The organism is Streptomyces sp. NPDC059866 (assembly GCF_042731325.1).
In the GTDB taxonomy this organism is placed as follows: Bacteria; Actinomycetota; Actinomycetes; order Streptomycetales; family Streptomycetaceae; genus Streptomyces; species Streptomyces flavusporus.
The window spans coordinates 111073-123781 of sequence record NZ_JBHWJT010000016.1 but is presented as its reverse complement, the minus strand read 5'-3'; the positions used below and the strand labels follow the sequence as shown (position 1 = coordinate 123781).

The following is a 12709-nucleotide window of genomic DNA, read 5'->3' as shown; positions in this document are numbered from 1 at the left end:
CGATCAGGAAGTGACACTGGTCAGGGGTGGTCAGGGGTCGGTTCGCCGCACCGGAACGAGGCCGTGAATCCCGCCCAGCTCTCGGGGGAGAAGAGCAGCGCGGGTCCGGCCGGGTCCTTGGAGTCGCGCACGGCGAGCAGTCCGGCGCCTGGGCCGTGGTCCGGCCGGGCCGTCTCCACACAGTTGTTCGCCCCGGTGCTGTAGCTGCTGCGCAGCCAGTGCACACCGAGCAGTCGAGTGCTGGAAGGTACGTTCCGAGGCAGTGCGGTCATGGTGCCTCCTTACGCGCCGTCACCTATCCCGGCGATGTAGTCCAACGAGTCCTCGGGCGAAAGGGCATGGAACTGAAGGACGTTGAAGGCCTCGGTGTAGGCCTCTACGTCTTCTTTCCGTTCGAGATAGAGGCTACTCGTCAAGTGGTCGAGAACAACCACATCCAGATCAGAAGTGCTCGGAAATGAGAAGACAACGAAAGGCCCGGTGATGCCGATGTGGGCTCCGGCCGCGAACGGCAACACCTGGAGCCGCACCTGGGGCAGCCGGGCCGCCTCCACCAGCCGCGTCAGCTGCCGGGCCATGACATCCGGTCCGCCGACCTCGCGGCGCAGCACCGCCTCGTCCAGTACGGCGCTCAGCACCAGGGGCGGCTGCGAACGCAGCACGTCCTGCCGGGCCAGGCGTACCTCCACCAGGGCGTCGAGCCGGTCCTCGTCCAGTCCCTCCACCGCGGCCCGGGTCACCGCACGCGCGTACTCGGGCGTCTGGAGCAGCCCGGGAACGACGGAGGTCTCCAGTGTGCGCATCGCGCTCGCCTGGGACTCCAGGCTGATGAAGTCCCGGTAGGTGGGCGGCAGCACCCCGCGGTAGGCGTGCCACCAGTGGTCCCGGCCGTGGCCGCCCGAGTCCGCCAACGTCAGGAGCACTTCGCGGAGTTGGGAGTCCGTCACCCGGTAGGTATCCAGGAGTAACCGCACATCGGCCGGTTTCACCCCGCTCGCGCCGGTCTCGATCCGGCTCACCTTCGACTGATGCCAGCCCACGAGCCGGGCCGCCTCGCCGCTCGTGAGGCCGGCGCGGCCGCGCAGCGTGCGCAATTCGGCGCCCAGTTTCCGACGGCGCACTGCGGGACCGTGCTGCATGGGCAACTCCTTACTCCTTCTGGGCCGCCCAAATACGGTCTGCCGTCGCAGAGTTCACCGCTTCGAGCGACAGATATATGCATATCTAGGTGGATCGCCACCGTGACCGGCGCGGTAGTGGCAGTCTGGCGACGAAGCACCAGTCCGGGACCGTACTCGAACCATCCGCTCCGTGTCGGACTGCGGTCCCGTGGGAAAGGGACGACCTCGCCATGGCAGACCATCTGGAAGCATCCGTCACTCTGCCGAGCGATCCAGCCTCGGTCTCCGCGGCTCGCGGCTATGTGGTCAGCACCCTCGTGGAGTGGGGCCTGGCGCCGGACAGCGAGGTGGCTGACACCATCCGGCTCATCGTCTCCGAACTCACCACCAACGCCGTACAGCACACCTTCGGCCAGTCACCCACCTTCACGGTGGACATCGAACTCGACCGCGACGAACAGCTGCGCATCGGCGTGACCGACAGCCACCCGCGCTTCCCCAAGCGGCTGCCGGCCGCCGTCCAGCAGGACAACGGCCGCGGCATGGTCATCATCCGCTGGCTGACCAACGAGTGCGGGGGCCGGCTGCGGGTGCGTCCCACCCGCGAGGGCGGCAAGACGGTCTCCATCGAACTGCCGTGGACCGTCCCCTCGCGGCCGGTGCCGGCGGCGGGGCCGCAGGAGCCGTAGGACGCGTCCACCGGACAGCGCAGTGCGCCGCCCGTGCCCGGAGGGCGTCATGGGCGGCGCAGGCGGCTCCCGGCCCTGCTCCGGGTGCAGGGCGGGCCGGGGCGCACGGGCGGGGCGGTGGCGGTGCGTCAGGGCGCTGCCGCCACCGCGCCCCAGGGGTCAGGAGACCCGGCCGTACCAGACGCTCCTCGTCCAGATCTTCTGCAGCCTGACCACGTCCCCGGTCTTCGGGGCGTGCCAGATCTTCCCCTTTCCGGCGTAGATACCGACGTGGTAGACGCTGGACCCCGAGTGGAAGAACACGAGGTCGCCGGCCTTGCGGTTCTTGGCCGAGATGTGGCGGGTCTTGTTGTACTGCTGGGCGGCCGTACGAGGCAGCTTCTTGCCGGCCTTCTTGTACGAGTACAGCGTGAGCCCGGAGCAGTCGAACCTGCGCGGCCCGGTGGCGCCCCACGCGTACGGGGAGCCCTTCTTCGACGCCGCGATCTGCAGCGCCTTGTGCGCCGGCGAGGCGGCAGCGGCCTCGGAGGCGGCACCCGGAACCACGACGGAGCCGCCCACCGCGGCCAGAGTGAGGGCCGAGGCCGTGCCGGCCCGGGCCATGAGCGACGGGACACGATTGAGCGCTGTCATGCGCAACCCTTCGTCAGCCGCCTGTGAAGGATGACCTGTCGGATTCGGGCTGGCGAAGTGGCCCGGCCGCGTCATCGCGGCTTCACCCCAAGGGCTGCTCGGAACATGCGCTCCGGCAACCCGTCGTACCTGGGTCCTCCACTCCTGCCGATCCACTCCTGTCGACCCGTCATCCGGGCGGCGGCAGGACTCGGCGTCCGCCCGGATCGCCCCGCCGCTGCGACGGGGTCTTGTCGTCAGTCACGGATCTTGACTCACGAATGTCCGAAAATCCCAACGGAACCGGGGGTTTGTGTTGTTACTCACCACTCACCCGTTCGGGTGGACAGCCTGCTGTTCGAGCGGCTGTCAAGGGTGCCGCGAACTCCCGGACCAGCACTGGAATGCTCTATTCCGCCCCGGAGGTATGTCTGTTGCGCAAGTGCAGCGGCTCCAAAAAAGTATGCTCGGATACTCCGGGCGGGGGTACGCCTTTTGGTCCGTTTCAACTCCGGCCCGGACAGGGCGCCGTGAGGGTTGACGAGCCGGTCCGACTGGCGGTGCGTCAACTGTCGGAGCGCGGTGGAACGATGACCCGCGCCGTGCGGCGTTCACCGTCCAGGACGCGCAGCGCCCGCGCGAGTGTCGGGGCGTGCAGCTCGCTCTCGCCCCGCTGGTGCATCAGTGCGAGTGCGTCGCGCAGTTCGGCGGCCTTGCGCACCAGCGCCTGGGCGGCGCGCAGTCCACGGTAGGTGTCCCCCTCGTGGGCCGGATTGATCCGGCCGAGCAGGTCCACCACGTCCAGGTAACGGTCGATCACCTCGCCCTCGGCGCGGGTCAGGGCGGGCAGCGGCGGGAGTTCCGGCGGCAGCATCCGCGGCTCACCGTGCGCCGGGGGTGGTGCGCGAGGCCTTGCGGCTGGGGATGATCCGGTCGATCAGGCCGTACTCCACCGCCTCCTGGGCGGTGAGGATCTTGTCCCGCTCGATGTCCGCGCCGACCTGCTCCGGAGTCCGCCCCGTGTGCCGTACGAGCATCTCCTCCAGGCGGGCTCGGACGCGGGTCAACTCCTCGGCCTGGATGGCGAGATCGCTGGCCTGTCCCTCGATCGGCTCGGGCAGGGCCGGCTGACGGAGTACCACCCGGGCGCCGGGCAGCGCGTATCGCTTGCCCGGGGTGCCGGCGGCCAGCAGGACCGCGGCGGACGATTCGGCCTGCCCGAGGCAGATCGTCTCCACGTCGCAGCCGACGTAGCGCATCGTGTCGTACAGGGCCGACATGGCGCTGAACGAGCCGCCGGGGGAGTTGATGTACAGCGAGATGTCCCGGTCCGGGGCCTGGTACTCGAGGTGCATGAACTGCGCCATCACGTCGTTCGCCGACGTGTCGTCGATCGGCGTCCCGAGGAAGACGATCCGTTCCTCCAGCAGCTTCGAGTACGGATCCATCGTCTTGTGCCCATAGCTCGTACGTTCGGTGAACTCGGGCAGGACGTGACGGGCGGACGGTCGGGTCATGGCGAACCCCCTCCTCGCGGCGGAAACCGGCTCCGGCGGAGCCGTCTGTAAAAAATGTACAGGATGTACGTGACGTTAGAATGGGGGCATGGCCTATGAGATTCCGGTGACGCAAGCCAGGGCTGAGCTCGCCGACCTGATCAACCGGGTGGTGTACGGCGGTGAGCGCGTCGTCGTCACACGGCACGGCAAGCCCCTCGTCGCCCTCGTCTCCGCCGCCGACCTGGAACGACTCGATGCGCTCGACGCCCCGGCCGACGAGCAGGTGATCAGCTCGGTCTCCGCGGTCCGCGAGGCCGGCTCCGCTCCCCGCGAACGGCAGCGGTTCGGGATCGCGGCGGAGCACCGGGGGGCGGACCCCTCGTAACCGGGGCCGAACCCCTCCTGGGGGGCCGCCTCACTCCTCCTCGGGGCCGGCTCGCGCCCCGAGGCACGAAAAGGACCGTGCACCTCCGCTGCAGCGGAGGTGCACGGTCGGCTGGTCAGTCGGTTGTTCAGCCGGTCGTCCGGTCGGCGGGTCGGCCGGCGAGCGCGGGCTCCCGGTCGGCCGCCGGCTCGGCGCTCCCGGCGCGCGCCTTCATCGCGTTGCCCAGCAGCACCGCCCCGAGGCCCAGCGCGGCCCACCAGGTGAGGGTCAGGGCCGGACCGGTCACCGCCGCGCCGTCGAAGAACGACACCGAGCGCAGCAGCGTCGTCCCGGCGCCGGGCGGCAGCCACTGGCCGATCGCGCCGACCGGCTCGGGCAGCATCTGCGGCGCCGACGCCGCCCCCGAGAAGGGGTTGCCCAGGAACATCACGACGAACGCCATCAGGCCCATGCCCGCCGGTCCGATCAGCGCTGCGGCCCCGGCCACGGCCGCGCTCACCGCCAGCGTGGACAGACCGAGCGTCGCGGCCTCCGCCCACCAGTCACCGGTGAGCACCCCGAGCCAGCTGTGCGCGAGCGCCGCCGCGACCAGGCCCACCAGGGCGGCAGCGCCGACCAGGGCCAGCGCGGCACGGATCCCCCGCAGGCCGAGCAGGGTCACCACCGCGCCCGCGACGATGCCGGCCAGGGCCAGCGGCAGCGCGCTCGCGTTGAGGGCCGCACCGCGCGGGTCCTTCGCGGGCGCGGCGACGACGTCCACCGTCCGCACCTGGGCGCCACTGGCGGCGGCCTGTTGCGCCACCGCCTGCTGCAACAGCTGGGCGACGGCCGGGCTCGCGGCCGAGGCGGTCAGCAGTTCGGGGCCCTGGGGCGTGACGACCACGGCGCCGTACACGCTCCGGTCCTCGATCGCGTCCCGGGCGGCGGCCTCGTCGTCGTAGCGGTGGATCTCGAAGGCGCCGTCGTGCTGCTGGAGCTGCTTCTCCACCTGTGCGGTCGCGGCGGCCGGTCCGGCCACCCCGAGCGGCAGGTCGCGGGGCGCGGTGCGGGCGGCGGGCCAGGCGAAGGCCCACAGGGCGAGTGCCGTGAGGACCGGGACGAGGACGAGGGCCGCGATCACACGCCGGGCGGGGGCCCTGGTGGAGGGAGCGGGAGCGGTGGACATGGTGTCTCCTCTGGGCTCTGGTCCGGGGGTCTGGACGACCCGTTAAAAAGAAGGATCGTTCGTTTTTGGTACGTCGCCACCGTGCGGCCGTTCGGTGTCACTTGTCAAGAAGGAACGTTCGTTTTAGTTTGGGGACCATGGCACGCGTATCCCAGGCCCACCTCGACGCCCGCCGCCGGCAGATCCTCGACGCCGCCGCGCTCTGCTTCGCCCGTAACGGCTTCCACGCCACCTCGATGCAGGACGTGCTGAAGGAGGCCGACCTGTCGGCCGGGGCGGTCTACCGCTACTTCAGCGGAAAGGAGGAGCTGATCGCCGCGATCGTCTCGGAGGTGCTGGGCGAGGTCCACGCGGCCTTCGAGGTGGCGGCCGACCAGAGCCCGCCCCCGCCGCCCGACCACGTCGTGGCCCTCGTTCTCAGCCGGACCCTCGGCCTGCGCGCGAACCTCACCCTCGACGGCCTCCCCGCCTTCCCGCGCCTGGTCGTCCAGGTGTGGTCGGAGATCCCGCGCAACGAGGAACTCGCGGCCGTCCTGCGCGAGGGATACGGGAACGTGCGCGGGGCCTGGGGCCGGATCGTGGAGGTCTACCAGGAGACCGGGAGGATGCGTTCGGACATCCCGCCGGACCATGTGGCCCGCATGATGGTTGCCGCCGTCCTCGGCTTCATCGCCCAGCAGGCGCTGTTCGGGCCCGCCCCGGTGGAGGTCCTGCGGGACGGGCTGCGCGGGTTGATGAGCATGACGGACGCCGAGCCGAAAGCCTGAGGATCACAGCTCGGTTAACTTGCTCGAAATGCGGTCCAACTAGCCTGCCCCTCCACGCCACCAGGGACTTTGCCCCGTGGCCGCGGCAACCGGGCCCCGCACGGCCCGGAGCGAGGAGGTGAGGTGGGACGTGCAACTGACCCCCCACGAGCAGGAGAGGCTGCTCATCCACGTGGCGGCCGACGTCGCCGAGAAGCGCCGGGCCCGCGGCCTCAGGCTCAACCACCCCGAGGCCGTGGCCGTCATCACGGCGCACATCCTCGAAGGCGCGCGGGACGGCCGTACCGTCGCCGAGCTGATGTCCTCCGGCCGCAAGCTGCTCACCCGCGACGACGTCATGGACGGCATCCCCGAGATGATCCACGACGTCCAGGTCGAGGCCACCTTCCCGGACGGCACCAAGCTCGTCACCGTCCACGACCCGATCGTCTGAGAGGGATCCCGATGATTCCCGGAGAGATCCTGTTCGGCGAGGGCCCGATCGTCTACAACGAGGGCCGCGAGGTCACCCGGCTCACCGCCCTCAACACCGCCGACCGGCCCGTGCAGGTCGGCTCCCACTACCACTTCGCCGAGGCCAACCCCGGCCTGGAGTTCGACCGCGCCGCCGCCCGCGGCAAGCGGCTCAACGTCGCCGCCGGCACCGCGGTGCGCTTCGAGCCCGGGATCCCCGTCGAGGTGGAACTCGTACCGCTCACCGGCGCCCGCGTGGTGCCCGGGCTGCGCGGGGAGACCGGAGGTGCCCTCGATGCCTGAGATCTCGCGTGCCGCGTACGCCGACCTGTTCGGCCCGACCACGGGCGACCGCATCCGGCTCGCCGACACCGACCTGGTCGTCGAGATCGAGGAGGACCGGTCCGGTGGGCCGGGACTCGCCGGTGACGAGGCGGTGTTCGGCGGCGGCAAGGTCATCCGGGAGTCCATGGGCCAGTCGCGTGCCACGCGCGCGGAGGGCACTCCCGACACGGTGATCACAGGCGTCGTGATCATCGACCACTGGGGGATCGTCAAGGCCGACGTCGGCATCCGCGACGGCCGGATCACCGGCATCGGCAAGGCGGGCAACCCCGACACCATGGACGGGGTGCACCCGGACCTGGTGATCGGCCCGGAGACCGAGGTCATCGCCGGCAACGGACGGATCCTCACCGCCGGTGCCATCGATGCGCACGTCCACTTCATCTGCCCGCAGATCGCCGACGAGGCGCTGTCCTCGGGCATCACCACCCTCGTCGGCGGCGGCACCGGACCGGCCGAGGGCTCCAAGGCGACCACCGTGACTCCCGGCCCCTGGCACCTGGCCCGGATGCTGGAGGCGATGGAGCAGTACCCGCTCAACATCGGCTTCCTCGGCAAGGGCAACACCGTCTCGCACGAGGCGATGCTGTCCCAGATCCGCGGCGGCGCGCTGGGCCTGAAGCTGCACGAGGACTGGGGCTCCACCCCCGCCGTCATCGACGCCTCGCTGACCGTCGCCGAGCAGACCGGCATCCAGGTCGCCATCCACACCGACACCCTCAACGAGGCCGGATTCGTCGGCGACACCCTTGCCGCGATCGCCGGCCGGGGGATTCACGCGTACCACACGGAGGGCGCGGGCGGCGGGCACGCACCGGACATCATGACGGTCGTCTCCGAGCCGCATGTGCTGCCGAGCTCGACGAACCCCACGCGGCCCTACACCGTCAACACCGCCGAGGAACACCTCGACATGCTGATGGTGTGCCACCACCTGAACCCGGCGGTGCCGGAGGACCTCGCCTTCGCCGAGTCCCGTATCCGGCCGTCGACCATCGGCGCCGAGGACATCCTGCACGACCTGGGCGCCATCTCGATCATCTCCTCCGACTCCCAGGCCATGGGCCGGGTCGGCGAGGTGATCCTGCGGACCTGGCAGACGGCGCATGTGATGAAGCGGCGGCGGGGCGCGCTGCCCGGGGACGGCCGCGCCGACAACCACCGCGTACGCCGTTACGTCGCCAAGTACACGATCAACCCGGCGCTCGCCCAGGGCCTCGCCCACGAGGTCGGCTCCGTGGAGACCGGCAAGCTCGCCGACCTGGTGCTGTGGGAGCCGGCGTTCTTCGGCGTCAGGCCCCAGCTGGTCATCAAGGGCGGGCAGATCGCGTACGCGCAGATGGGCGACGCCAACGCCTCCATCCCGACACCGCAGCCGATTCTGCCGCGGCCGATGTACGGGGCGATCGGACGGGCACCGGCCTCGAACTCGTTCAACTTCGTGGCGCCGCTCGCCCTCGAGGCCGGACTGCCCGACCGGCTCGGGCTCGGGAAGCGGTTCGTGGCCATCGAGTCCACCCGCGGGGTGACCAAGGCCGACATGCGCGAGAACGATGCGCGGCCCGAGGTGCGTGTCGACCCCGACAGCTTCGCCGTGCACATCGACGGAGAGCTTGTCGAGGCCACTCCGGCCGCCGAACTGCCCATGGCTCAGCGGTACTTCCTCTTCTGATGTCCAGGGCAGCGCTACTCGTTCTGGCCGACGGCCGGTTTCCCGCCGGAGGGCATGCGCACTCCGGTGGGGCCGAGGCCGCGGTGAAGGCCGGGCGGATCACGGGCGCCGCGAGCCTGGAGGACTTCTGCCGGGGGCGGTTGCACACGGCGGGGCTGGTGTCGGCCGGCCTCGCCGCGGCGGCCGCGCTCGGTGTCGATCCGGTGGAGCTGGACACGGCGGCGGATGCGCGGACGCCGTCGCCGGCGCTTCGGCTCGCCGCTCGGAAGCTGGGACGGCAGCTCATGCGGGCCGCGCGGGCGACCTGGCCGTCGGGTGAACTCGACGCCCTTGCTGCGGAGTTTCCCAAGGGGGCGCATCAGCCGGTGGTGCTGGGGCTGGCGGCGCGGGCGGCCGGGTTGGAGGCTGTCGATGCGGCGTACTGCTCGGCGTACGAGAGTGTGAGTGGGCCCGCTTCGGCGACGGTGCGGTTGTTGAGTCTTGATCCGTTCGACGCCACGGGGGTGCTGGCTCGGTTGGCGCCCGAGATGGACCGGGTGGTGGATCGGGCGGTGGAGGCGGCCCGGGGGGTGGTCGACGACGGGGTCGATGCGCTGCCTGCGGGGTCGGCTCCGCTGTTGGAGATCGGGGCGGAGGTGCATGCGGCTTGGGCTGTACGGCTGTTCGCGTCGTAGGGGTTCTTCGCCCCCGCCGCCCCTGCCCGTCCCTTCCCTGGGGGCTCGGCCCCCAGACCCCCGTATCGGCCTGAACGGCCTCGTCCTCAAACGCCGGACGGGCTGAATGATGCCGACCTGCGCTGAACTGGAGCCGTAGTCATGCACCTCGACCACACCCACCACGACACCCCCGCCATCAGCGCCGACGCCCACCGCCCCGACGGCAGTCGTCGTGCCCTGCGGATCGGGCTCGGGGGACCCGTCGGGTCCGGTAAGACCGCTACCGTCGCCGCCCTCTGCCGTGCCCTGCGGGACGAGTTGTCGCTCGCCGTCGTCACCAATGACATCTACACGCGCGAGGACGCCGAGTTCCTGCTGCGCGAAGCCGTGCTGCCGCCCGAGCGGATCACCGCCGTGGAGACGGGTGCCTGCCCGCACACCGCGATCCGCGACGACATCTCCGCCAACCTCGAAGCGGTCGAGGACCTGGAGGACGAGGTCGGGCCGCTGGATCTGATCCTTGTCGAGTCCGGTGGGGACAATCTCACCGCCACCTTCTCCAAAGGGCTCGTCGACGCGCAGATCTTCGTGATCGACGTGGCCGGCGGTGACGACATTCCGCGCAAGGGCGGACCCGGGGTGACCACGGCCGACCTGCTCGTCGTCAACAAGACCGACCTCGCGCCGTACGTCGGCTCCGACCTCGGGCGGATGGCGGCGGACGCCAAGGCGCAGCGGGCCGAACTGCCGGTCGTCCTCCAGTCGCTGAGGACCGAGGCCGGAGTGGGGGACGTCGCCGGCTGGGTGCGGGCGCAGCTCGCCTCATGGAAGGCGTGACCGTGACCGGTGTGCGGGCCACCGCGAGGATCAGCGCCCGCGAGGACGGCCGCGGCGGTACGGCCCTGCCCGTGCTGGCCGGCGAGGGTCCGCTGGCGCTGCGGCGTACGCGGGGGAGCGGCCCGGAAGCGTACGTCATGCTCGTCGGCGCGATGAGCGGGCCGCTCGGCGGTGACCACTTCACCGTGGCGGCCGACGTCGCGGGCGGGGCCCGGCTGCGGGTCGGGTCGGCCGCCGCCACCATCGCGCTGCCCGGACAGGCCAAGGGCGAGGCCCGGTACGACGTGCGGCTCAGCGTGGCGGACGGCGGCGAACTGCACTGGCTGCCCGAGCAGTTGATCTCCGCGCGCGGCAGCGACCTGTATGTGCGCACCCGCGTCGAACTCGGGTCGGCCGCTTCGCTGGTCCTGCGTGAGGAACAAGTGCTCGGGCGGGCGGGTGAGGAACCCGGGCGGCTCACCAGCCGTCTCTCCCTGCGGATCGCCGGGCGGATCGTCCTCGACCAGGAGCTGGCCTGCGGGCCGGGCGCACCGGGTGGCTGGGACGGTCCCGCCGGACTCGGAGGCCACCACGCCGTCGGGCAACTCGTCGTAGCCCGGCCGGAGTTCGAGCAGCAGCCGGTGCCGGCCCGGGTGCTGGGCGACGGGGCAGCGGTCGTACCCCTCGCCGGGCCGGCCGCACTGGTGACCGCCGTCGCGCCGGACGCGCTGCGGCTGCGCCGACTGCTGGACGAGGCGTTGGCCTCCCTGGAGTAGTTCTCCGTTCAGCGGGACGCCGCACTCCGGTTATCGGATTGGCAAAGAACCGCAGTCGCCTCTGTTCTCGGCAACCTCACAGCGGACAGGATCACCCGTACTCATCCAAACGGCGTACGGGAGGCCCCACTTGAGGGACAAGAGACCGAAGAGGCGGACGGCGGCGCTCGGTTCGGCCGGAGTGCTCGTCGCGGCGACCCTGATAGCCGGTGCCGTCGCCGCGCCCACGGCCAGTGCGAGCGCCGAAAGCCGGCACGGTCAGGACCCCGAGGCCAGGGGCGTCACGATCGCCGCCGCCCGCGCCGCGCAGACCGGGGTGAACTGGCAGGACTGCCCCTCCGACTGGGGGCTGGAGAAGCCCATCCAGTGCGGCTGGGTCACGGTGCCGCTCGACTACGCCAAGCCGTACGGCAAGCAGATCAGGATCGCCGTCGACCGGGTCGGCAACACGGGCACGGAGGAGGAGCGCCAGGGCGCCCTCGTCTACAACCCGGGCGGACCCGGAGGCTCCGGCCTGCGCTTCCCGCGCCGGGTGACCACGAACAGCCCCCTGTGGGCGAAGACGGCCAAGGCATACGACTTCGTGGGCTTCGACCCGCGCGGCGTCGGCAAGTCGGCGCCCATCTCCTGCGTCGACCCGCAGGAGTTCGTCAAGGCGCCCAAGCCGGACCCGGTGCCCGACTCGGAGGCCGACAAGCTCGCCCAGCGCAAGCTGGCCCGCGAGTACGCCGAGGGCTGCCAGGAGCGCAGCGGCGCGATGCTGCCGCACATGACGACGCCGAACACCGCGCGCGACCTGGACGTCATCCGCGCCGCGCTCGGCGAGCGGAAGCTCAACTTCCTCGGCGTCTCCTACGGGACGTACCTCGGTGCGGTCTACGGCACCCTCTTCCCCGGGCACGTGCGCCGCATGGTCGTCGACAGCGTCGTCAACCCGTCCCGCGAGAAGATCTGGTACCAGGCCAACCTGGACCAGGACGTCGCCTTCGAGATGCGCTGGCAGGACTGGCAGGACTGGGTCGCGAAGAACGACGCCGCCTTGCACCTCGGCGACACCCGTGCCGAGGTCCAGGCGGAGTGGCTCGAACTGCGTGCCACCGCCAAGAAGGACCCCATCGGCGGGGTCGTCGGCCCGGCCGAGCTGATCGGCTTCTTCCAGAGCGCCCCGTACTACGACTCCGCGTGGGTGCAGGTCGCCACGGTGTTCAGCAAGTACGTCGCCGGTGACACCCAGGCCCTCGTCGACGCGGCCGCCCCCGACCTGTCGGACACCGTCGGCAACGCCGCCTCGGAGAACGGCAACGCCGTCTACACGGCGGTCGAGTGCGCCGACGCCAAGTGGCCGACCAGCTGGAAGAAGTGGGACCGGGACAACACCCGCCTGCACCGTGACCATCCCTTCCTCACCTGGTCCAACGCCTGGATGAACCTGCCCTGCGCCACCTGGCCCGCCCGGCAGAACATTCCGCTGGACGTGAAGACCGGCAAGGGCCTGCCGCCCGTGCTGATCGTGCAGGCCGAGCGTGACGCGGCCACCCCGTACGGCGGCGCCCTCGAACTGCACCAGCGCTTCAAGGGCTCCCGCCTGATCACGGAGAAGGACGCGGGCTCCCACGGCGTCACCGGCCTGGTCAATCCGTGCATCAACGACCGGGTGGACGCCTACCTGCTCACCGGCAGGCTGGACACGAAGGACGTGACCTGCGCACCGCACGCCACGCCCAAGCCGTGAGCAGCAGTCGTAGGAGGTGAG

16 protein-coding genes and 1 riboswitch are annotated in these 12709 nt (G+C 71.0%); of the genes, 10 read left to right on the top strand and 6 right to left on the bottom strand.

Annotated elements, in window-relative coordinates:
• Nucleotides 1-20 precede the first annotated feature (20 nt).
• Both ACFV7R_RS24930 and ACFV7R_RS24925 read right to left on the bottom strand, forming a co-directional pair.
• Nucleotides 21-272 carry a DUF397 domain-containing protein gene (locus ACFV7R_RS24930; protein ID WP_385267063.1) on the bottom strand — a complete coding sequence of 84 codons (252 nt, stop codon included), beginning with the start codon at nucleotides 270-272 and terminating at the stop codon, nucleotides 21-23.
• Nucleotides 273-281: 9 nt separating this feature from the next.
• A complete protein-coding gene (locus tag ACFV7R_RS24925) occupies nucleotides 282-1139 on the bottom strand; it encodes a helix-turn-helix domain-containing protein (RefSeq protein WP_385267060.1) in 858 nt (285 codons plus the stop codon).
• 212 nt (nucleotides 1140-1351) lie between these two features.
• Here ACFV7R_RS24925 and ACFV7R_RS24920 point away from each other — a divergent pair, with 212 nt between their 5' ends.
• Nucleotides 1352-1810 (top strand): ATP-binding protein, encoded by a 459-nt coding sequence (locus ACFV7R_RS24920; protein ID WP_385267058.1) that lies wholly within the window; start codon nucleotides 1352-1354, stop codon nucleotides 1808-1810.
• A gap of 159 nt (nucleotides 1811-1969) precedes the next feature.
• Here ACFV7R_RS24920 and ACFV7R_RS24915 read toward each other — a convergent pair whose 3' ends face one another.
• The 3 genes from ACFV7R_RS24915 to ACFV7R_RS24905 form a co-directional block, all read right to left on the bottom strand.
• On the bottom strand, nucleotides 1970-2443 hold the full coding sequence (locus tag ACFV7R_RS24915) for a C40 family peptidase (protein WP_385267056.1): 474 nt from the start codon (nucleotides 2441-2443) through the stop codon (nucleotides 1970-1972).
• 3 nt (nucleotides 2444-2446) lie between these two features.
• Nucleotides 2447-2649, bottom strand: a riboswitch (cyclic di-AMP (ydaO/yuaA leader).
• Between the two features lie 338 nt (nucleotides 2650-2987).
• Entirely contained in the window at nucleotides 2988-3296 is a 309-nt protein-coding gene (locus tag ACFV7R_RS24910) for a hypothetical protein (protein WP_385267054.1), read from the bottom strand.
• Between the two features lie 7 nt (nucleotides 3297-3303).
• Nucleotides 3304-3939 (bottom strand): ATP-dependent Clp protease proteolytic subunit, encoded by a 636-nt coding sequence (locus ACFV7R_RS24905; protein ID WP_385267052.1) that lies wholly within the window; start codon nucleotides 3937-3939, stop codon nucleotides 3304-3306.
• Nucleotides 3940-4027: 88 nt separating this feature from the next.
• Between ACFV7R_RS24905 and ACFV7R_RS24900 the strand changes: the two genes are divergently transcribed.
• On the top strand, nucleotides 4028-4306 hold the full coding sequence (locus ACFV7R_RS24900) for a type II toxin-antitoxin system Phd/YefM family antitoxin (protein WP_385267049.1): 279 nt from the start codon (nucleotides 4028-4030) through the stop codon (nucleotides 4304-4306).
• Between the two features lie 127 nt (nucleotides 4307-4433).
• Here ACFV7R_RS24900 and ACFV7R_RS24895 read toward each other — a convergent pair whose 3' ends face one another.
• Nucleotides 4434-5471, bottom strand: a complete 1038-nt coding sequence (locus tag ACFV7R_RS24895) for an ABC transporter permease (protein ID WP_385267046.1) — start codon at nucleotides 5469-5471, stop codon at nucleotides 4434-4436.
• 137 nt (nucleotides 5472-5608) lie between these two features.
• On the opposite strand from ACFV7R_RS24895, the gene ACFV7R_RS24890 reads away from it, so the two are divergent.
• From ACFV7R_RS24890 to ACFV7R_RS24855, 8 genes are all read left to right on the top strand, one after another.
• Entirely contained in the window at nucleotides 5609-6238 is a 630-nt protein-coding gene (locus ACFV7R_RS24890; protein WP_385267044.1) for a TetR/AcrR family transcriptional regulator, read from the top strand.
• 130 nt (nucleotides 6239-6368) lie between these two features.
• Entirely contained in the window at nucleotides 6369-6671 is a 303-nt protein-coding gene (locus tag ACFV7R_RS24885) for an urease subunit gamma (RefSeq protein ID WP_129796619.1), read from the top strand.
• Nucleotides 6672-6682: 11 nt separating this feature from the next.
• Nucleotides 6683-6994 (top strand): urease subunit beta, encoded by a 312-nt coding sequence (locus ACFV7R_RS24880; RefSeq protein ID WP_385267041.1) that lies wholly within the window; start codon nucleotides 6683-6685, stop codon nucleotides 6992-6994.
• Complete coding sequence (locus ACFV7R_RS24875; protein WP_385267038.1) at nucleotides 6987-8708, top strand: urease subunit alpha; 1722 nt, start codon at nucleotides 6987-6989, stop codon at nucleotides 8706-8708. The genes ACFV7R_RS24880 and ACFV7R_RS24875 overlap by 8 nt, the downstream gene beginning before the upstream one ends.
• Nucleotides 8708-9382, top strand: coding sequence for an urease accessory protein UreF (locus ACFV7R_RS24870; RefSeq protein WP_385267036.1), 675 nt, complete (start codon nucleotides 8708-8710; stop codon nucleotides 9380-9382). The genes ACFV7R_RS24875 and ACFV7R_RS24870 overlap by 1 nt, the downstream gene beginning before the upstream one ends.
• A gap of 141 nt (nucleotides 9383-9523) precedes the next feature.
• Nucleotides 9524-10201, top strand: coding sequence for an urease accessory protein UreG (gene ureG, locus ACFV7R_RS24865; protein ID WP_385267033.1), 678 nt, complete (start codon nucleotides 9524-9526; stop codon nucleotides 10199-10201).
• Nucleotides 10189-10956: an urease accessory protein UreD gene (locus ACFV7R_RS24860; RefSeq protein ID WP_385267031.1), complete on the top strand. Its 768-nt coding sequence runs from the start codon at nucleotides 10189-10191 to the stop codon at nucleotides 10954-10956. Before ureG ends, ACFV7R_RS24860 begins: the two co-directional genes overlap by 13 nt.
• Before the next feature lie 130 nt (nucleotides 10957-11086).
• Nucleotides 11087-12688 carry an alpha/beta hydrolase gene (locus tag ACFV7R_RS24855; protein ID WP_385267029.1) on the top strand — a complete coding sequence of 534 codons (1602 nt, stop codon included), beginning with the start codon at nucleotides 11087-11089 and terminating at the stop codon, nucleotides 12686-12688.
• Nucleotides 12689-12709: the final 21 nt, after the last annotated feature.

Bases quoted from the DNA above. Each gene is read 5' to 3' on its own strand.
- ACFV7R_RS24930 (WP_385267063.1), bottom strand. From the start codon at position 272: ATGACCGCACTGCCTCGGAACGTACCTTCCAGCACTCGACTGCTCGGT.
- ACFV7R_RS24925 (WP_385267060.1), bottom strand. From the start codon at position 1,139: ATGCAGCACGGTCCCGCAGTGCGCCGTCGGAAACTGGGCGCCGAATTG.
- ACFV7R_RS24920 (WP_385267058.1), top strand. From the start codon at position 1,352: ATGGCAGACCATCTGGAAGCATCCGTCACTCTGCCGAGCGATCCAGCC.
- ACFV7R_RS24915 (WP_385267056.1), bottom strand. From the start codon at position 2,443: ATGACAGCGCTCAATCGTGTCCCGTCGCTCATGGCCCGGGCCGGCACG.
- ACFV7R_RS24910 (WP_385267054.1), bottom strand. From the start codon at position 3,296: ATGCTGCCGCCGGAACTCCCGCCGCTGCCCGCCCTGACCCGCGCCGAG.
- ACFV7R_RS24905 (WP_385267052.1), bottom strand. From the start codon at position 3,939: ATGACCCGACCGTCCGCCCGTCACGTCCTGCCCGAGTTCACCGAACGT.
- ACFV7R_RS24900 (WP_385267049.1), top strand. From the start codon at position 4,028: ATGGCCTATGAGATTCCGGTGACGCAAGCCAGGGCTGAGCTCGCCGAC.
- ACFV7R_RS24895 (WP_385267046.1), bottom strand. From the start codon at position 5,471: ATGTCCACCGCTCCCGCTCCCTCCACCAGGGCCCCCGCCCGGCGTGTG.
- ACFV7R_RS24890 (WP_385267044.1), top strand. From the start codon at position 5,609: ATGGCACGCGTATCCCAGGCCCACCTCGACGCCCGCCGCCGGCAGATC.
- ACFV7R_RS24880 (WP_385267041.1), top strand. From the start codon at position 6,683: ATGATTCCCGGAGAGATCCTGTTCGGCGAGGGCCCGATCGTCTACAAC.
- ACFV7R_RS24875 (WP_385267038.1), top strand. From the start codon at position 6,987: ATGCCTGAGATCTCGCGTGCCGCGTACGCCGACCTGTTCGGCCCGACC.
- ACFV7R_RS24870 (WP_385267036.1), top strand. From the start codon at position 8,708: ATGTCCAGGGCAGCGCTACTCGTTCTGGCCGACGGCCGGTTTCCCGCC.
- ureG (WP_385267033.1), top strand. From the start codon at position 9,524: ATGCACCTCGACCACACCCACCACGACACCCCCGCCATCAGCGCCGAC.
- ACFV7R_RS24860 (WP_385267031.1), top strand. From the start codon at position 10,189: ATGGAAGGCGTGACCGTGACCGGTGTGCGGGCCACCGCGAGGATCAGC.